Source organism: Komagataeibacter sp. FXV3, from assembly GCF_015155755.1.
Classification (GTDB): Bacteria; Pseudomonadota; Alphaproteobacteria; order Acetobacterales; family Acetobacteraceae; genus Komagataeibacter.
Genome location: NZ_VWPI01000118.1, coordinates 1 through 18,863, shown reverse-complemented (window position 1 = coordinate 18,863; position 18,863 = coordinate 1). Strand labels below are relative to the sequence as shown.

General features: G+C 58.6%; 16 protein-coding genes, 1 tRNA gene and 1 pseudogene. 3 read left to right on the top strand and 15 right to left on the bottom strand.

The window, feature by feature from the left end; translation table 11 throughout:
* Window positions 1-8 precede the first annotated feature (8 nt).
* On the top strand, window positions 9-1,358 hold the full coding sequence (locus F1542_RS10580; protein ID WP_227672665.1) for an MFS transporter: 1,350 nt from the start codon (window positions 9-11) through the stop codon (window positions 1,356-1,358).
* 28 nt (window positions 1,359-1,386) lie between these two features.
* Here the strand turns inward: F1542_RS10580 and F1542_RS17190 are convergent.
* From F1542_RS17190 to F1542_RS10570, 3 genes and pseudogenes are all read right to left on the bottom strand, one after another.
* A pseudogene (locus F1542_RS17190) lies at window positions 1,387-1,631 on the bottom strand (hypothetical protein); the annotation flags it as partial.
* 102 nt (window positions 1,632-1,733) lie between these two features.
* Window positions 1,734-3,485 carry a D-lactate dehydrogenase gene (dld, locus tag F1542_RS10575; RefSeq protein ID WP_193733000.1) on the bottom strand — a complete coding sequence of 584 codons (1,752 nt, stop codon included), beginning with the start codon at window positions 3,483-3,485 and terminating at the stop codon, window positions 1,734-1,736.
* A gap of 37 nt (window positions 3,486-3,522) precedes the next feature.
* On the bottom strand, window positions 3,523-4,914 hold the full coding sequence (locus tag F1542_RS10570; RefSeq protein ID WP_408886250.1) for a carbohydrate porin: 1,392 nt from the start codon (window positions 4,912-4,914) through the stop codon (window positions 3,523-3,525).
* Between the two features lie 885 nt (window positions 4,915-5,799).
* On the opposite strand from F1542_RS10570, the gene F1542_RS10565 reads away from it, so the two are divergent.
* Complete coding sequence (locus F1542_RS10565) at window positions 5,800-6,516, top strand: sulfotransferase family 2 domain-containing protein (RefSeq protein WP_227672664.1); 717 nt, start codon at window positions 5,800-5,802, stop codon at window positions 6,514-6,516.
* Between the two features lie 529 nt (window positions 6,517-7,045).
* A complete protein-coding gene (locus F1542_RS10560; protein ID WP_193732997.1) occupies window positions 7,046-7,681 on the top strand; it encodes a hypothetical protein in 636 nt (211 codons plus the stop codon).
* Between the two features lie 61 nt (window positions 7,682-7,742).
* Here F1542_RS10560 and F1542_RS10555 read toward each other — a convergent pair whose 3' ends face one another.
* The 12 genes from F1542_RS10555 to F1542_RS10500 all read right to left on the bottom strand — a co-directional run.
* On the bottom strand, window positions 7,743-7,994 hold the full coding sequence (locus F1542_RS10555) for a hypothetical protein (protein WP_193732996.1): 252 nt from the start codon (window positions 7,992-7,994) through the stop codon (window positions 7,743-7,745).
* A gap of 118 nt (window positions 7,995-8,112) precedes the next feature.
* The gene (cls, locus tag F1542_RS10550) at window positions 8,113-9,558 is read right to left on the bottom strand and encodes a cardiolipin synthase (protein WP_193732995.1); all 1,446 of its coding nucleotides are present in this window, start codon (window positions 9,556-9,558) and stop codon (window positions 8,113-8,115) included.
* 833 nt (window positions 9,559-10,391) lie between these two features.
* Window positions 10,392-11,684, bottom strand: a complete 1,293-nt coding sequence (locus F1542_RS10545; RefSeq protein ID WP_193732994.1) for a glycoside hydrolase family 68 protein — start codon at window positions 11,682-11,684, stop codon at window positions 10,392-10,394.
* A gap of 208 nt (window positions 11,685-11,892) precedes the next feature.
* Window positions 11,893-13,614 carry a SulP family inorganic anion transporter gene (locus F1542_RS10540; protein WP_193732993.1) on the bottom strand — a complete coding sequence of 574 codons (1,722 nt, stop codon included), beginning with the start codon at window positions 13,612-13,614 and terminating at the stop codon, window positions 11,893-11,895.
* Window positions 13,615-13,692: 78 nt separating this feature from the next.
* Window positions 13,693-13,890, bottom strand: coding sequence for a hypothetical protein (locus F1542_RS10535; protein WP_193732992.1), 198 nt, complete (start codon window positions 13,888-13,890; stop codon window positions 13,693-13,695).
* Between the two features lie 6 nt (window positions 13,891-13,896).
* Window positions 13,897-14,448, bottom strand: a complete 552-nt coding sequence (locus F1542_RS10530; protein WP_193732991.1) for a hypothetical protein — start codon at window positions 14,446-14,448, stop codon at window positions 13,897-13,899.
* A gap of 239 nt (window positions 14,449-14,687) precedes the next feature.
* Window positions 14,688-15,032, bottom strand: a complete 345-nt coding sequence (locus F1542_RS10525; RefSeq protein ID WP_193732990.1) for a hypothetical protein — start codon at window positions 15,030-15,032, stop codon at window positions 14,688-14,690.
* A gap of 17 nt (window positions 15,033-15,049) precedes the next feature.
* Window positions 15,050-16,048: an aldo/keto reductase gene (locus F1542_RS10520; RefSeq protein ID WP_193732989.1), complete on the bottom strand. Its 999-nt coding sequence runs from the start codon at window positions 16,046-16,048 to the stop codon at window positions 15,050-15,052.
* A gap of 209 nt (window positions 16,049-16,257) precedes the next feature.
* A complete protein-coding gene (locus F1542_RS10515; RefSeq protein ID WP_193732988.1) occupies window positions 16,258-16,755 on the bottom strand; it encodes a hypothetical protein in 498 nt (165 codons plus the stop codon).
* The gene (locus F1542_RS10510; RefSeq protein ID WP_227672663.1) at window positions 16,752-17,213 is read right to left on the bottom strand and encodes a hypothetical protein; all 462 of its coding nucleotides are present in this window, start codon (window positions 17,211-17,213) and stop codon (window positions 16,752-16,754) included. Before F1542_RS10510 ends, F1542_RS10515 begins: the two co-directional genes overlap by 4 nt.
* A gap of 561 nt (window positions 17,214-17,774) precedes the next feature.
* Window positions 17,775-17,851, bottom strand: a tRNA-Arg gene (locus F1542_RS10505).
* A gap of 58 nt (window positions 17,852-17,909) precedes the next feature.
* The coding region (locus tag F1542_RS10500) for an alpha/beta fold hydrolase (RefSeq protein ID WP_193732987.1) at window positions 17,910-18,863 on the bottom strand (954 nt) is incomplete at its 5' end.

The following is an 18,863-nucleotide window of genomic DNA, read 5'->3' as shown; positions in this document are numbered from 1 at the left end:
AGACCGCCATGATCGACGGTTACGGATGGGAAAGGGCGCATCCGTTTTCCGATGCGTCCAACCCTTCTTCCGGCGTGGCGGCATGGGCCGCTACCGTAAACTCAAGGACGCGTATCTTGCCTGTTGCGTTGCTGGCCCTTGCGATCGGGGCGTTTGGCCTTGGCACGACGGAAACCATCGTCATGGGGCTGCTGCCCCAGCTTTCGGCCGGGTTGCATGTCTCCATCGCGCAGGCGGGACTGCTGGTATCGGGCTACGCCATCGGGGTGACCATTGCATCGCCGTTGGTGGCGATCCTGACCAACAGCCTGTCACGCCGTGCAACACTGCTGCTGACCATGGCGATCTTCATCGCGGGCAATGCATGCAGCGCCCTGGCGCCGAGTTATGCCAGCCTCATGCTGGCGCGCGTGCTGACATCATTTTCGCATGGGACATTCTATGGCGCGGCGTCCATCATGGCAGCGCAGGTCGTGCCCCCCGCCAGACGGGCGGAAGCCCTGTCGCTGGTCTATATCGGGCTGACACTGGCCATGATCCTTGGCGTGCCCATGGGTACCGTCGTGGCGCAGATGACATCGTGGCGCATGGCGTTCTGGCTGATCTGTGCCGTGGGCGTGCTGGCATGGACCACCATGTGGCTGTGGATTCCGCAGGACCGGGCCAGTGGTCCCGCCATTCCGCTATCGGCGCAGTTCCGGGCCATGCTGCATCCGCTGGTCGTGACCATGATGCTGGTTTCAATGTGCACGTCGTCGAGCATGTTTACCCTGTTCACCTACATCACCCCGTTCCTGCAGACCCGATCCGGCTTCAGCACGCATGCGATTGATGTCATCCTGCTCATGATCGGGGGTGGGCTGTGCCTGGGCAACCTGCTGGGTGGGAAACTGGCGGATTGGAAGATGCTGCCATCATGTGCCGGGCTTATGGCTGCTGTTGCGATCGTGCAGGTGCTGCTGGTGCCCGGTAGCCTGCATCCATGGGCCTGCCTTGTGCTGCTGTTCCTGTGGGGTGTGTTCATCTATGCGCCCATGGCCCCGCTACAGACATACGTGGTTGCCTGTGCCGGATCCGCGCCCAACATTGCCGCCGTCATGAACCAGAGTTCCTTCAATTTCGGCAACGCGGTCGGCGCGTGGGCGGGCAGTTATATCGTGGATACCCACTGGTCGTATGGCGGCCTGCCGGTCCTGTCCTCGTGTTTTGCCTTTATCGGGTTCGGGCTGGTGGGGCTGGCGGAATACTATGTCCGCCGGCAGGTGAAAAAGCCCCGTGAAGTCGTGCCGCACCCGTTGACCAGCGCCACCCACGCCGTGGTGGCGAAACCGGAACAGACCCTGCATCCCCACATATGATGGGGATGGGGGGAAAGCGGCGCCCGGTTTCCGCCACGACCGAACGCAGCTTGTGCACGGCAGGTACCATGACATGGCTGGGTTCTTCATCATCCAGTTGCTGGCTGCGTTCACCCCGGTCGCGTTTCTGCCGCAGGTCCACAGGCGCGCGTCATGCATGCGTTCATGTTCGGGAGCGGCAATGAGGCGTTCGGCGGCCTCGGCCTGATCAATGGGGTGATTGCCGTTTATCACCGCGCCACGTGGCCGGGCTTCACGCACGCATGAATGCAGCGGAATGGATGCGCCTTCGGCATGATCCAGGCGACCGGGCTGCGGTTCAGGTCGCTGCCCTGTGCGCCGCTCATGCCCGGGCTCCTGCGCATGGGAACAGGGTCAGGAAACGCTTTGCGCCTGCCAGTTGCGGCGCTTGGTGGTCTTGCCAATACCGGGGTTGAAGCAGTTGCACGGATCAAGCGTGCGGTAATGCTGCTGCAATGCCGGCGGCGCGGCATACAGGTGCCCATAATTATGTTCCGCCGGGTACCGCGCGCCGCGCCGGTCCAGAAGGGGGAGCATCTGCGCCTCGATCGGGGGGCAGGCATGGCCTTTGCGCACGATGTAGTCCTGATGCATGACGTGACACAGGAAATGCCCGTAATAGAGTTTGACGATCAGCTTTCGATCAATGTCGGAGGGCAGCGTTTCCGACCATTGGCGGTCATTGCGGCGCAGCGCGACATCCAGGGCGACGATATCTTCCACCGTGCGGTGATGCGTGGTGCGGTAGCGGATGGCGGCTCCTGCTGCGGCAAAACGGTGCAGGAATGCCTTTGCCCCTTCATCCGGCGTGCAGGCGAAATAGCGGGTGCCGTTCCTTGCGCAGAAGCCGTCCAGGTAGGTCCGGGCTTCGGATGCCAGATGCCCACTGACCTTCAGCATCAGGTGATGTTCGAAGCGGTCGCGGAAATCGTACATGCGTCTGGGCAGGTGGCGGGGAAACAGGCGGCTTGCGGCCTGCAGCAGCCGGTCGCTCATGTTGCCGGGCAGGAAGGGAATCCGTTCGGCCAGCCGGTCAAAACGGTTCTTGAGTGCAAACAGCATGGGCAGGCGACGCGTGCCAATGGCGCGGATGATCAGGAATGTGTCCTTGCCATATTCCTCGGCAATGTCGAAGGCGTCGCGATGGATGTATTCGCCCGCGATCGGCAGTTCGGAAAACGATCTCAGGATATGGCGGCGGATGTCCTCAAGCTCATCGGGATTGTTGGTCCCGATATAGAAAACGGCGGGATTTTTTTCTGCCGGGAAGGTATCCAGCCGCACGGCAAACAGTGCCATGCGTCCGGCACAGCCCGCCCCTTCGAACAGGCGGGCAGGATCGGCATTGTAGCGGGCAGGGGTATCCGCATCCACATCACGCACATGGGTTGCGTAATTGTCGTCATGGCCCTTTCCGGCATGCCAGTTGATGGTGTTCTCGGCGATCACGCCACGGTCCAGCCTGCCCAGTATCTCTTCAGGGTCCGTGCCCAGTTCGACACCAAGGTGATTGACAAGGTGCAGCGTGCCGCTGTCATCCACCTGCGCGAAAACCGACATCTGGGTAAAGGCTGGCCCGCGCTGCACCAGCGCGCCGCCGGAATTGTTGCTGACCCCGCCGAACACCGCTGCCCCGATGCATGATGACCCGATCACCGAATGTGGTTCACGCCCCAGTGGCGCCAGCGTGCGTTCAAGCTGATCCAGTGTCGCACCCGGCAGGCAGATGACCTGCCTGCCCCCGCCAATGACAAATATCTTTTTCAGCCGCATGCCACTTATGATGACAATGTCGCGGTCATAATCATTTCCGTCGGGGGTCGAACCACCCGTGATGCCGGTATTGGCCGCCTGCATCAGCACGATCTTGTCCGCCTGGATGCACGCCTGCACCACCCGCCACTGTTCCACCAGCGTGCCGGGATGCACCACCGCCAGCGCGTTACCCATGCCAAAGCGGAAACCACGGCGGAAGGGCAGAGTTTGCGCCGGATCGGTCAGGACATGGGCATCCCCCACGATCTGGCGTAACTGGCCGATAAGGGGGGAATGCGCCGCATCCGGTATGGATTTGCGCGAAAACAGCGATTTCAGGGTGGTGAACATGTCGTTTCTCCTCCCGTTCCATGGGAACGGATGCGGGTTACAGGGTGCCGATAACTTTCAGCCCCACCACTTCGGCATTGGGAATGTGCGCGGTTTCACCGGGGCGCATCATGTACTGGAACTCCGGCTGGACCAGAATGCCGGGATAGATCGGCACGCCGTAATAAGCTTCCAGCACGGAAGCATGGGTCTGTGGGCCGTTGACATGCGGCCCCAGCGCCATGCCCGCATCCATGCGCAGTTCCTGGCCCAGTTCGGTGCGCGGGCTTATGCGGTAGTAGGAATACATCACGCCAAAGCGGTCATGCGGGCGGTGGGGAATGATGCCCAGCAGGGATGACCCGACATAGAATTCGTCCGATATGACCGATACATCCGGCGTATTGTGGATGTAACCGGCCAGTGCGTAGCCACCGGCCATCTGGTTATGGCCACCCTTGCGGTACAGCATCTGGTCGGCTTCCACATAGAAGGTGTCGCGTGCTTCGCCACCATGGCGGCGAACGGTGCTGTTGGCCGGAATGTCGCCAAGGTTGTCGGCATATCGGGTAGTGTCATGCGCAAAGCCAAGCACGTAATGACCGGGCAGCTTCCGTGGTCCGAAAAAGGGCTGCCATGCGAATTCAACCGGTATCATGAGGCCGGTGCTTTTTTCCCCAGCCCACGCCCAACCGCTTATGTCCTCATTCAATGGGCTGACGCTGTAGGCACCGATCTGTACCAGCGTATCGCGTGTTGGCCGCAGGCGCACCCGTCCGCCCCATGTCGCCTTGGGATAGACGCTGAAGCCTGCATCAAGCTTGATGGCAACGGGCGCCGAACACGTCATCATGAAACTGCACAGCAGCGGTGACGTGGCGAATACGTGGGTCAGCGCCATGCGGCCAAACGCGAGGTCAACGGAATTATGCAGGAATGATTTCTGCGCGTACATATCCGTCAGGTGCGCGACCGAATGCCCGGACAGGCTGTATACCTCCATAAGGCTGATATTGTAATCGCCCACCCGGTCATGCGAGACCTCGCGTCCCACGCGTTCCATAAGCAGGGTATGGATCGTCCAGCCCTTGAACCCGAACAGGCGGCCCAGATCAAACTGGGTCTGCAGTGTCAGTTCATGGACGTAATCCATGCCACGGGAGATACCACCACCCACATCGGCCATCGCCTCGCCCTTGTACGTGAACGAAAATGTCATGCCCTGACGCTGCAGGCGGGAACGGAAAGCGCTGATCTGGGGCAGGATATGGCCCGGTGCCTCGGACGCGGCATAATATCCCGCCGACAGGTCACGGACGCGCAGCGCGTCTTCGCGATTGTTCAGCAGGATGGACAGCCCTTCCGTCCTGAAGATGGTATTCAGGCGTGTCGAGACCGTGGCATGCAATGCTGTTGATGTTTCATGCAGTTCGGCATGGGGTTGGGGCACCAGTAAAGACGGCTGTCCCCGTGCAGGCTGATCTGCAACAGGTTTGTGCGCCCAGGATGGGTTTAAATAAAAACAGGCCATTATGCATAGTAATAGTCCTAATTTTTTATATAAAAAATACAATCCATCAGGTGATGCGCGTCCTGTTATTTTGAGGATGCGGAACATGAATTGATTTTTAAAATTGATTCCTTCGTGTCAGCAACACACGAAATGGGGATTGACGCCTTCGTGATCTAAAGAATTTCAAAAAGAGACTGATACGGATTATGTCATTGTCTTTTTAATAAATACTTATATCCAATTTATTTATATTTTGTTTTACCTGTTTCGCCGCATCGGAAACCATGCGGATAGCCTGGCTGGAACGAGTGGACGGCCCATTGCTATCAGTAAGTAAATTATCAATGAAATGACAGGAAATTTCATTAATTATTGAATAGTGCAATCCATTTATTTTACTTTCTGTAAAATACAGGAATGTGGCTCAACATGGCAGGTCTGATACGTCTCGCCATGTCAGACAGCGGCATGGCGTATGCATGCGGCGATCCAGATGATGTGCTGGTATCCGGTCTTGAAAACAGGACATGCCGCGATAACAGGCAATTGTCCGGGGTTGGGATATACGGACTGCAGATCTTGTGGACAGGTGTCAGGAGCACCTCCGCACAGATCCATTCCTGCCGGGGAAAGGTGAATTGCCTTGTACGGACCGCCTGCATGTTCCGCCCAATCCGCGCAATCGTTTCATTTCGTTTCCTTTATTCATACATCGTAAGGTTTCAGCCAGCATAATACTGTGCCGATCCTGTTGATTACATCAACCCATGTGGAATGGACGTGTTCATGCAAACGCTGCTGCAACCTATCCTCCGGGTCAGAATGTCCAGTGATGTGCATGAACGTCTGGCGACGTTGCGTATTCCCTATCCCCCTGGTCCCAAGCGGCTTAAACGTGCGGATATGGTACGTGCGCGGGGCGTGCTGTTTATCCATGTGCCCAAGAATGCCGGGACATCCGTGGCGCGTGCCCTGTACGGCATGGATATCGGGCATGAAACCATCCGGTATTTCCGGCGTCGCATGCCCGACCTGACGGGCTTCCCTTCCTTTGCCATCCTGCGCGATCCGGTGCGGCGTTTCATGTCCGCCTATCGTTATGCCCGCGCGGGTGGCAGCGCGGCGCGGCATGTGGCGCAGGGATTCCGCCCGGCCTATATGGCCTTCAACGGGATTGATGACGCCTTGGACCATATCGCCCATGTCCATTCACAGTATGACATGGACCATATCTTCCGCCCCCAGTCCTGGTACCTGACCGATGAGCATGGGCAAGTTGCGGTGGACCGCCTGTTCCTGCTTGATGACATGTGCCGCATACAGGATTTTGTCCGGAATTATACACCTGCCCCCATCGGTCATGCCAATGTGGGTGGCGGTGGGAGCGAAATGCCCAGTGCGGACCAGATGGCACGCATACGCCAGATCTATGGTCAGGATTATGACCTGATTGCCAGTGTCATGCACAATCATTTGCCCCGCCTGACGGATATGACATCATCATCCCTGCCACGCCGGTCCGCTTTCGATCTGGCATAAAAAATTTTTTGAAAACAATTCATTGATAAAAAAGTTTTCAGGCACCGCCTTTTTTTTGAAATGCGGCGGTATTCGAAGCTTTTTGAAAAAAGCTTCATCAAAAACTTTCTTATGATTGTAAGATATGTCCTAGCCTGACTTTTTAAGCACTTTTCAAGAAGCGGATTAAAATAACCAGTTAATAATAAACAAATTTTCTGATAGCGCTTTTTTTAAAAAGAAAGCGTTTTCTGGATCTGTCTGGAAAAATTCACCCGGAAATTCTATCAGGATTGTATGACAGATCCGGCATCGCGCACTGAATTCATCGACCGGACAGGGAAAGCGGATTCCGGACGGTTTACACAAAACCTCATACCAGCATACGCCGTAATGCTATACATTCGGTGTGACTGAATGGACAGGGTGCATGAAAACGGGATTTCCTTCATGAATTCTTGTTTCGTATATGCGAAAGATGATTGATGAAGGCCGAACCAGAAACCGCCTTGTCAGAACTGCCGTCCCCATCCCGGAGTAACTGAGCCGCATGATAGTTGAGACCTACCGCAGCAACCGCCTTTTCCATGCTTTCCTGTCGCGTATCGGTGGCGTGTGTATTGTCCTGTTGCCTGTCGGTGGCCTTGCCGGGTGTGGTTATACGGATTCCCGTACCGCGCACCGTGCGCAGCTTGCCATGATCGGCATGAACAGCACGGATGTGCAGTCATGTGTGGGCATTCCCGACAAGATCAAGAAAATAGACGATCACGTGCAGATATTTGAATATTCGCGCACGCTAAATATCCCGTCCACGAACGATTCAACGTTCGTCCCCCTCCAGACACTGGTCAACCTGACGGAAACAACCGTAGGCGGCGCAGGCAAGACCTGTGTCGCGGATATCCGGATCGAGGATGACAAGGTGGTGGACCTGCATTACAGCGGCGATGATGACGAAATCATCGGCTCTGACGGGGTCTGTTCAATTGTGACACGTGGATGCGTACGCAAACCGGTTGCGTCAATGCGGCATGTAAAGCGTGGCCCGCTGGGGCCGATTTCCGCGTTCCATCCCCCCAGAACGCCGGCAGTACCTGCAGAAGAAACCACACCAGCGCCCACATCCATTACGACAGCGACACCGGTGCCGGCTTCCATTACGACAGCCAAGACTGATAAATAACCTGTTTCCCGTTCCTGACCCGCTACATGGATATGCGGCAGGTCAGATGGGATAGGGCGGATTATTCCGCGGACTTGCGACCAAAGGCATAGCTGACCACGGACGCTGCCGCGAGAATCAGGAAACCGAACACCTTGCAGTAGGTCGGGATCTTGTTTTCATGCAGGCGGACTTCCCCCTTCAGGCCAGCCAGATGATCCGTAATCTGCTTGTGCAGTTCAGATTTGTGCTGGTGCAGGGATTTTTCAAAATGCTTCGTGATTTCCTGAATGTCTTCAGGGCTGAGCTTGCGAAGGTTTTCAGCGGCACTCATGATCCGGTTTCTCCTGTTACCATTCGATGCAGGTTACCCGTGCAATCGGTCGGGCTCTTGTCCTAGATGTCGGTTCCGGCAGGAGAATTTTCAAGGGCTGATATTATATCATGCCTATTCACAAAACGGGGCCGACCATCGCCAGCACATTGTTCCACAGGATGCGGTATTTCGGCCAGTTCATGACCATATCCAGCGTGATGGGCGTGGCGGCACTGGTATAGGTCTGCTGGCGTGCATGGATGTCAGCCGTGAACGCAGGGTCAACGAACAGAATATTGTTTTCGAAATTGAGGTCAAAGCTGCGCCGGTCCAGGTTGGCGGACCCGATCATGGTCATTTTCCCATCCACTGTCAGCGCTTTGGTATGCAGCAGGCCGTGCGGGTATTCATACAGCTTGACCCCCGCTTCCAGCAATTCACGGTAATAGCTACGGCTGGCGCCAGCGACGATCCATGAATCATTGCGGGTGGGAACAGTAAGTGTTGTGTTCACGCCACGTCGCGCGGCCGCGCACAGGGCGGCCTGTATGGGTTCGTCAGGGACGTAATAGGGTGTTGTCACCGTCAGGTCCCGTGCCGCCGCATTCATCAGGGATACAAAAATTTCCGGCATCGCGGCATAGCGCACGGCGGCACTTGTCCCGATGACTTGGGCCACGAAGCCATCCCCTGCCGGCATGTCTGCCGTGGCCAGCAGTTCGGTCAGGTCTTCATCGGTATGGCCGAACCAGTCGGTTGCGAACAGGTGCTGGTTCTGCAGCACGACAGGGCCTTCAAACCGTGTGACCAAGTCAACCCATGGGGCGAAGCGCGGCTTGACCCGGAACGCCGCATCGGCGCAGTTCTGGCTGCCGCAATAGGTTACACGGTTGTCAATGACGACAATCTTGCGGTGGTTGCGCATGTCAAACCGCCCGCGAAAGGGACGTTGCAGCAGGTTGCCGATGGGTAGCGCACGCACCAGCCGCACACCCGCCGCCTGCATGTCCCGCCAGTGATGGCTGTGGATCAGGCGCCGTGATCCCAGGTCATCCGCCATGACGCGACACGTCACGCCACGCCCTGCCGCGCGTTTCAGGGCCTCGACCACCTTCATGCCGTTATTGTCGGACAGCCAGATATAGAAACTGATATGCACATGCTTCCGCGCCGCATTGATATCATCCACCATGGCGGTGATGGCGGCGTCGGAATCCGCCATGAGGGCTGCGTTGTTGCCCCCCATGGGGGGATAACCACTGATGGACTGTCCAACGCGGAACAGCGGGGCAAGACGCGGATGCAGCCCGAAATCATGTTCGGCATCGATCAGTGCGTTGCTGGTCTTGCCGGGAATGGGCAGCTGCCTTATCGCCGTACGGATACGCTGGAGGATCCGCACGTTCAGATGGGTCTCGCCCAGCATCAGGTAGGCAAGCATGCCAAGGATGGGCAGGGAGCCGATAATGGCCACCCATGCCACGCGTGATGCAGGCTGCCGGTGGGGCCGGAGTAGGACGCGGATGATGAACAGGATCTGGAAAGTGATGGTGGTTGCCGCACTGACCCAACCCCATTGCATGACCTGTTCCCATCCTGTCCGGAAATGATGTGCGACAGCGGGTATCGTATCGCCTTGGTACGGTATGGACAACCGATGGCGGCCATGACCGGTGGTGGCACCTGTCATGGGTGGGCTGCGGAAGCTGTTTGGAAATGACTGAATAAAAAAAAGTTTTTGAATGCCGCGTTTTCAAAAAGGCAGCCAACATAACATTCACCCTTCAGGCGCGATTCCCTATGGTCATGCTCACGCGACTACAGATCTTGGGTGTTGACGCCATATTGGCCTGCCAGAACTGCGGCCGCGCCGATCGGCTCCGGGCCGGCACGAAATCATTACAGATCCATATCCCGGGACAGGGGAATGGCCGGGCATGATCAATATGTTTCATCTACTTTTTTTGAATGTTTTAAATAATTCTGAAGTAAAAACTGGATCTGCTCGCCAGTTATCATTTCTGCTGGTGTCGTGGGGTGATCGGTACGGATGGTGGTTTGGGAAGGCATGGCTTGACCTGATGGCTTCCATCTGAAGAAGGGGGTGTGTTCTGTTCAGGCGGGGCTACTGTCGTACGGTCAGAAAGCGGGTTTGCGCCGCGCGTCTGTGCCAGGGCCGTTACAAGCGTCCATGCCACGGCCCATTTCGACCCCGGTGCAGGCCCACGACAGAAACGCGCCAGTAATGCACAGGTCGAAATGATGAAAGAGAGGATGACAACAGCATCTCCCGCATATTGCGTAGGTAACAGGGAAAGGATGTTCTGAAGTGAGATCGGGTAATCCATGGCACAGATTTCCGTCAGGAAAGGCCGCCACGCATGGCGACCTTCCCCAAAGTTTGGAACATGATGTTCAGGTGGCGGGACGGATATCCGGCTGGCGGCTATCGGCCCATTCGTCAAAGGCAAAGATCTGCCCGTAATCATGCACTTCCGTCAGGAATGTCCGGTCATCCACCAGTGCAATGCGCACTGTGGGGGCAAGCGTGCCACCAATACGGTAAGTTGCCGGGTTCTGCGGGTCTGTGCCCGGTGCAGGCAGCGTATCGATAAAGGACTGCACATACCCCATCGGATCTACGAAGTGGCTGTACGTTTCATATGGCGCGGATGACGGATTACCCAGTACCAGCCCCGAACTGTTCAGGGGTGTATAGGAACCGAAAATACCATGGCGCGAAACAAAGCCATATACGCCGTCCGGCCCTTCCAGCCCGCCGGTATAGGTGGAATGGTGGCTGATGGTGAAGATGTAGGTCAGCCCGTTATGAAACACCACATGTGGCCGCTCGGTCTGGTCATTCACCCCAAGGGCGGTAACCAGCGCAGGCAGCATTTCCCACCGTGAGAAATCGCCTTTCTCGTAAGAGGAAACCAGGCGGGCAATGCCGATGGCAGCCGCCCCGTACTGGGCACCTTCACCAATATTGTAGCCCGGCGGCAGCTTGCCCGCCTCACGGTCGGTAATGACAAACTCACCGCGCATGCCCGGTACGTTGCCTTCAAACAGGCAGTAGACCTGTCCGTCTGCCGGGTTGATGAACGGATGGGGATCACGGAAGTCGAAATACGGGTCCTGCGACGCATTGGCGTAATGCAGCCCATCGGCCGAGAACATCTCGGTCGTGGTTTCGAACCCGTCAAACCAGACACCGGTATCATCGGCATAGATGCGACCGGAGGAAACCGAAGGTACGCTCTGGTTCGTATCGGTGTTGACGGAGGTGTAGAACATGTCGAGCACGTTCTCGCTCCCCTTGCGCATGATCAGGCTGCCCGACCATTCATCGGGCCGCAGGTCAGCGCTTTTGTTGAGCAGACGGCCGCCAAATGTCCAGTCAATGCCATTACGGCTGTAGTAATAGCCGATAAAGGCAAAGGCGTTGCGGTTGTGCCAGCCTGCGGCATCATTGCCGGTCTGGGCGCGCTCGGCTACGAGCGACCACATGACGTACCAGCCCTTGAAGGTAACCGTCTCGCCCGTGATGCGGCGCAGGGCGCCGGTGTCCCACTGCCACAGCGCATCATCAATGACCGGAAAATCCTGGGCAATGACGGGCATGGTGGTGGTCGGGTCATCGGCATGCACTTTCAGTGCATCCGCAATGGTCCAGGCGGAAGGAATGCGTGCATTGGAAGAAACCATGGTTTTCATCCTGTCGGCAGGGCGCAATAGTCCAGCACCCCGCTTGTTGCATTTTGAGTATTATTTCAAATAACGCACAATTATATTTTGCGTTATTTTATGTTTTGTCAGGCGGGTATTTTATTTTTCGCTTCTGACAATATGAAATATATTCAGAATGCATGCAGGTATCAAACAAAAGAATCCTGCGCCCTATCCCTGACATGTCCTAATGTATCGTGGGAGAGGGGATGTCGCTGCCTGCCATCACCTGTCGCGCCGCTGCGATGGCGGTATGGAGCTGCGCATGGATATTGTCAGGCCCGATGACCGGGGTGATACGATGGCGGTCCATGTCGGCCCGCAGGTAAGGGGTGACGCGGCCAAATATTACGGTCACATGCCGGGCGCGCAGGGCCGTGAACAGGTCGCGCAGGTCGCTTGCGGCGGAAAAGTCGATATCCGTAATCGCGCTGGCGTCGATCACAAGGCACCGGACGGGGATGGGGGCATTGTCAACCAGCACCCGTATGTCATGCGCGAAGCGCGTGGCGTTGGCATAGAACAGATCGGCACAGAAGCGATAGACAATCAGCCCCGGCGCGGTCTGCTGTCCGGGTCTTACGTCATAGGGTTCCAGCAGGCCGGACTGCCCATCGCGGCGCAGGATCATCGTATGGGGTTCGTAGCTGTGCCGCACATGGCGGAACAGCGACAGCGCGATGGCAAGGAAGATGCCCTGTTCCACCCCGATGCCCACAACAGCGGCGGCGGTCACCAGCGCCAGCCCGAACTCGCCGGGGCTTTCACGCCGGATGGCGGCCATCGCCCGCAGGTCGATCATGCCCAGCGCCACGGTAAAGACGATGGATGCCAGTACGCAGCGTGGCAGGTACTGCAGCGGCGTGGTCAGGAACACCAGCACCAGCATCGTGACAATGGCAAATGTCAGCTGCGCAAGCTGGCTGCGCGCGCCAGCCCGCACGGCCATCGCGGTCTGGGTCGGACTGCCGTTTACGGTGAATGTCCCGCTCAGCCCCGCCGCCGCATTGGCGGCGCACAGACCCAGTATGTCTGCGTTGTCATCCACCGGGTCATGAAAGCGCAGGGCAAAGGCGCGTGATGTCGCGGCACTTTGCGCAATGATGACAAAAACGCATGATGTCGTGGCCGGCAGTAGCGCCAGTACGTCATTCCATGACACCGCGGGGATGGACAGGCGGGGCAGGCCCCCCGCAATCGGACCGATGGTCTCGATCCCGAACCGCGACAGGCCCCAGGTCATGCTGGCCACGATCGTGCCCACCACGGTCACCAGCGCTAGCGGCACACGCGGCATCAGCCGGTCCCCTGTCATGATAATGGCCACGATGCAGGCAGACAGCAGCAGGGTCGGGACATTGACATGCGAAAGCCGTGCCAGTGTCTGGAACAGCTGCAGTAGCGGGTTATGCGCCGTGGTGGTAATGCCCAGCATGTCGCGCGTCATGGCAAGTGCCACCTGGACCCCCACCCCGGCAAGGAACCCCACGAGCACAGTGCGGGAAAGGAAATCCGCCAGAAAGCCCAGGCGGAACAGGCGCGCCACCAGCAGGAAGCCCGCGCTGAGCAGGGCAACCATGCTGACCAGCGCCATGTAATGCGTGCTGCCCGGTGTCGCCATGCGGCCCACCGCGCTGGAAAAAATGGCGGCGGTGGCGGAATCGGCTGCGACGACCAGATGTTTCGAGGCCCCGAAACACGCGAACGCCACCAGCGGCAGCAACACCGTGTACAGCCCCGTTACCGCTGGCATGGCGGCAATGCGTGTGTAGCCCAGAACCTGCGGAATGTTCATGGAGGCAAGCGACAGGCCGGCCAGGATATCATGCAGCCGTGCACGCAGCCCATTGCGGGTGGGTACGCCGTCCGTCGTTGCCCCAGAGTCCGATCTGCCTGTTCCGGTCTGCATGACCAACACCGTCCATCATCCACACGACCGGACCGGCACGCGCCAGCCTTTACAACGGTATGTGTTCAGTAATGCCGGTCATATCCGGAAAGATTGCACGACTGGCAATAGCTGCACCCTGACATCTGCCATGCTGTCGCGATGGCATTGCCCGGGAAACAGAACCGCAAAATAAAATATTGATAAGAAATGATAAAAGTTTTTGAGTGCCGCCTTTTTCCAAAAATGCGGTGTTCCTTGAAGCTTTTTGAAAAAAGCTTCATCAGAAAGTTTCATGGTCTTTTATTGCAGGTGTTCGCTTTCGCTATCCATATCATGCACCAGCGCCTGCGCCAGTGCCTGATGGGACTGGATCAGTCTGACGTTATCCTTATCAAGCTTCGGTGTGTCTTTTGTCTTTTGCGGGGGCGCCTGGACCATGGCGTTTGTCATTTCGAACGTGGTCAGGCTCATGACAAAATCCTCCGCCGACATGTCATGCTGCTGCAGGATTGCCAGAAGCTGTGGCATGGCCTGCGTGCGTCGGATGGTGGTGGCCAGCGTCATGTTGGTGGTCTGGGTCGGGGGAATGATGTTGGCCCGCCTGATCTGCCGGATCAGGGGCAGCATACGGGCGAAGAAGTCCTTGGGCAGTTTGTACTGCGCCACCTTGCGTATGTCCTGCTGGATGGCCTCATGCACCGCACGCTGGATTTCCGCGCGCTGTTCCGCTGTGGGGCCATGGTGTTCTTCCGCCTGCTGCGCATGGGCCGGGCGCAGGATGCAGGGTAGGTGGAAGAAACCAAGCGCGCAGGCGCTGGCCACAAGCATGCCCCGCAGGGGAAAGGGTGTCATCGGTCGCTCCATTTGCCCCGCCCGGGTCGGGAATCGCTGCGATCAGCATGGCTGACGTTTTCTGTTCATGCCGATTTTGCGGGACACGCCCGTTCAGTCAATATGAATGCAGACACCATGGGGGCGCTATTCGTAAGATCAGGCAGCGATCTTATGGTATCTGACCGATCCGAGTGGGTATTTCGGTAACCCGGCCGTCCCGTGTGCGATCCATTTCCATGCGGGGTGGCCTGTCATGGTCAGGTGTTTTCCATACTGTCGCAACCATCCCATACGCGGGCCTGTTCCATGCCCCATCGCCTGGCCGTGGCGGGTGCGATGGTTTTGTCCGGCATGAATGTGAAGGTGATGCGGCCGGGATGATTTTCCGCATGTTCCCATGCGGTAATGCGCCCGCGGCACCATGATGCCGCCCTCTGGTTTTCGTGCAGGTGGATTTCGGCCCCGATGACCTGTGGCAGGATTTTCCGCATTTTGCCCCACGCGCCGCTTTTATATGTACCATCCGGTTGCGCGGTCAGAAGCCCGTCCTGAGCATTTTCATGGGCAATGAAATGGAGGCGGAGCAGCCTGTCTCTGGTCATCGGGGTACGAAACCTTGTCAGCGACCCGGAGGCGCCATGAACTCCGGCCCGACCGGATCCTTGATGCAGGTCCTGAGGATTGTATCGATTTCGCGCAGGTCATCGGCACTCAGGTGCCAGCCGATTGCGTCGGCAACCGCTGCGATCTGGTCCGGGCGGCGTGCGCCCCACAGGGCAATGGTCGGTCCCTGATCAAGTACCCAGCGAATGGCCAGCGCCAGCAGCGACTTGCCATGTTTCTCGCGCGCGAAGTCCTGCAACTGGCGCACGGCTTCCAGATATTGGGCAAAGCGGGGTGGCTGGAACTTCGGGTCCGCACTGCGCAGGTCATCTGCACCAAATTTCGTCTGCGCCGTCATCTTGCCCGACAGCAGGCCACGGCACAGCGGGCCATACGCAAGGATGGTCAGGTCATGCTGGCGTGCGTAGGGCAGAATGTCATGCTCCATCCCGCGTTCAAACAGGTTGTAAGGTGGCTGCACCGCAGCCAGCGGGGCGACCGCACGGAAGGCATCCATCTGGGCAATGGTGAAGTTGCTGACCCCAAGCGCCAGAACCTTGCCTTCCTTGACCAGATCTTCCAGCGTGCGTGCGGTTTCATCCATCGGCACGGCGGAATCAGGCCAGTGGACCTGATACAGGTCGATGTAATCGGTGCGCAGGCGGCGCAGCGAATCCTCGATTTCCTTGCGGATACGGGCCGGTGACGTATTGCGGAACGGTTTGTGGTCGTCCTTCCAATCCAGCCCGACCTTGGTCGCGATCGCCACCCTGTCACGCCGCCCGGCAAGGGCCTGCCCCACGATTTCTTCCGAATGGCCAAAGCCATAGACGGGGGCCGTATCGACCAGCGTTATGCCCAGATCTACAGCTTCCTGAATGGTGGCAATGGCGTTGCGGTCATCCGGGCCGCCCCACATCCATCCGCCAATGGCCCATGTGCCAAGCGCAATACGCGAGACGGGATGTTTCAGTCCCCGGATTGTCGTAGTTTCCGTAACAGACGCCTGGGTCATGGATATGCTCCGTGTTCGTGAACCGGTCATGACGGCTGCAACCGCCATGCGTGTAACCGTGCCATATCATGGAATGAGATGTTACCCGTCACCACAGGGCACAGCCATGCTGCAACATTAACGAGATGAACGCCGGTTTATTTTCCCGGCATACCCGGACGCAGGATGGTACAGGTCATGTCCTGCCTGAATCCGCCGCAAGGGCGTAATCAACCTGATTGCGCCCGCCCGGCATGCGCCTGCCCGATCTGGCCCAGCAGTGCAATCAGGCCGGATGCCACCATAAGCTGCAGCGGGCGCAGGCGCAGGAAAAAACGCGGCAGCCTGTGCCCACGCGCCAGGTATAGGTCACTGCCCAGCGTGGCCAGCATGCCCGGCGCGGCCAGGCGCCACGCGGCTTGCGGCGGCAGGATCATGATGCCCAGCCCCATGAAGTGCATGGCCAGGAAAATGACCGGGTCGGACAGTTGCGGCCCACGCGGGTTGTAAAAACTCGCACCCCGATGTACCCCGCCAAAGAAGCAGAACAGCCCTGCCACCCATATGCGCGCAAACCGCAGCACCAGGGGCGCAAGTGGCCGGGGCACCAAGCGCACACCCAACAGGCACATTCCCAGCATGGATACCGCAGCCCAGCCCAGCAGGCCGCCTTCTAGCGGGGTGCGGGTGGCGGTGGCTTCGCATCCGTCATGGATCCGTAATGTCATGGCCGGACAGCGTCCGCATCTACCCCGCGCCTGCGCGCGCCCAGCGCCATGCCGATAACCATCGAGAGATAGACCAGCGCCATCCTGCGCGGCGCCATTACCAATTCCCACCCCGGCGTAAAGCGCTTTGGCGTGGCCTTGTAATCCACCATATACGCAACCGGGCCGAGGGCTGCGGTAACAGCCAGCTTGCGCATAAGGCCCGGCTGCCTGCCCAGCGCCCTGTCATACAGCCATGCCCAGAACATGGTAGCGGCGGCGTTGGTGGCCAGCCCCACGAGGGTGACCCGTCCGCGCGCCCGGCCCACATGCGCGGCCCCGTCGCCATACAGCCAGTGCGCGGTGCAGTTTACGCCCGGACCATATGCGCCCGTCTGGCTACGGCCCAGTACCATGGCCATGCCCGATGACATGATAGACCCCAGAAGGGTGATCCTGAGTATGCGTGGTATTGCCATGAAACGATGCCCCTGAACTGCGTATGACGGGAATGCCGTAAGGTGTCTTCCAGCCAACGCATCCCTGTCTGCCCCGTTTCCATCAGCCCGCCTTCACCTGCCTCGTCCGGGGTGCATGGCGCCATGCAAGCACCTGTCGCCGGCCTGCGCGCAAGGCGATGGCTGGGACGTTCCACCTGATTTTGTACAGGATTGAACATTGGCATCTGGTTGAAAACCTGTGGATAAGGCTCAAGGAATATCGCACCCGAAGCATATGGCCCGTAACGAAGTGCTCTGGAAGGCGTCTTTGGACGGCAAGAGCCAGCCGACTGCGGCGACGGGGTTTCATTCGACATACCAAGCCTTTAATTGGCTTACCTATGCCAGTACCAAAATATAGTATCGTTGTTTGCGAGATTCAGCTTGTCGCCATCACTGGGCATTGAATGCTGGCCAAGACCGAACGCCATGCGCGCGCTGTCAGGCAGATGAAACTGGCTGGAGATGCGATGCGAAGATTGGAACAGATTGGCAAACTCGATTATCAAACCGCAGTTTTCTGTTATTTTTCAGGATATATGGCGGACTCGAAAGGATTCGAACCTTCGACCTTCGCCTTCGGAGGGCGACGCTCTATCCAGCTGAGCTACGAGTCCACTTCCGCTCTGCATACATCGGGATCAGGCCGAATGCCACCCCTGAAATCAGGAAAATTCATTGCGGCGCGACCCAGTCCATCCACCCCGGCAGGACGGGCAGGGGGGCCGCGCGGCCTTTCTGGTCCGCCATCCATGCTGCCGCCGCCATGTCCCCGCCCGAAGGCAGGAAGCTGTCGGGACTGATGATCCAGCTGGTCATGTCCGCCGTGACCCGGTCAGCGTCACGGCTGCGCAGAAGCAGGTGGTAGCCGCCGGGAATGTAATCATGCCGCGTGTCCTGTGGCATGTGCCGCCAGGCTTGTGCCATGGCTGGCGCGGGAATGATCTGGTCATGTCCGCCATAGATCACCAGCACGCGCCCGTGCATGTGCGCATCAGCCTGTGCCGCGCGGTGCATGAGGTCTGTCAGCCCGGACAGCGCCGTCGTGCTGGTGTCCCGCAGGGTCAGCGGGTCATAATACAGGCGGGCCAGGGCCAGCATGTCATCGGCCGCCGTGACATGGACGGGCAGTTCACGCCCGCTCAGCCGCCACCGGGGGGCCAGTGCTGCGATCAGGTGCGTGGTCGTGCGCGTGCCGGTATCCAGATCCCATACCGCGGGGGCAAGCAGGATATACCCCGCCACGGGCGGCGTATCGGGCCGGGAGGCCAGCACGATGGCCAGCGCGCCGCCCATGCTTTCCCCCATGACATATACGGGCACGCCGGGATGTTCACGCCCAATCGTGGTCAGAAGGCCGGATGCGGTATGCAGCAGGGCGTCCGTTCCCGCCCATCCGCCACGCTGCGCCGTCTGGCCAAAACCGGGCAGGTCTGGGGCAATGACGGTCATGCCGGCTGCATTCAGCGCGGGGGCGGGGTGTTCCCATGCATCGCGGCTGTCATTGAAGCCATGCAGGGCAAGGATGACGGCCCGTTCCGTCCCCCGTGCGGGCCAGATCCGCAGCGGCACCGCAGCCACGCCTGCAATCGTGACCGTCCGGTCCGGTGGTACCAGGCGGGCCAGATC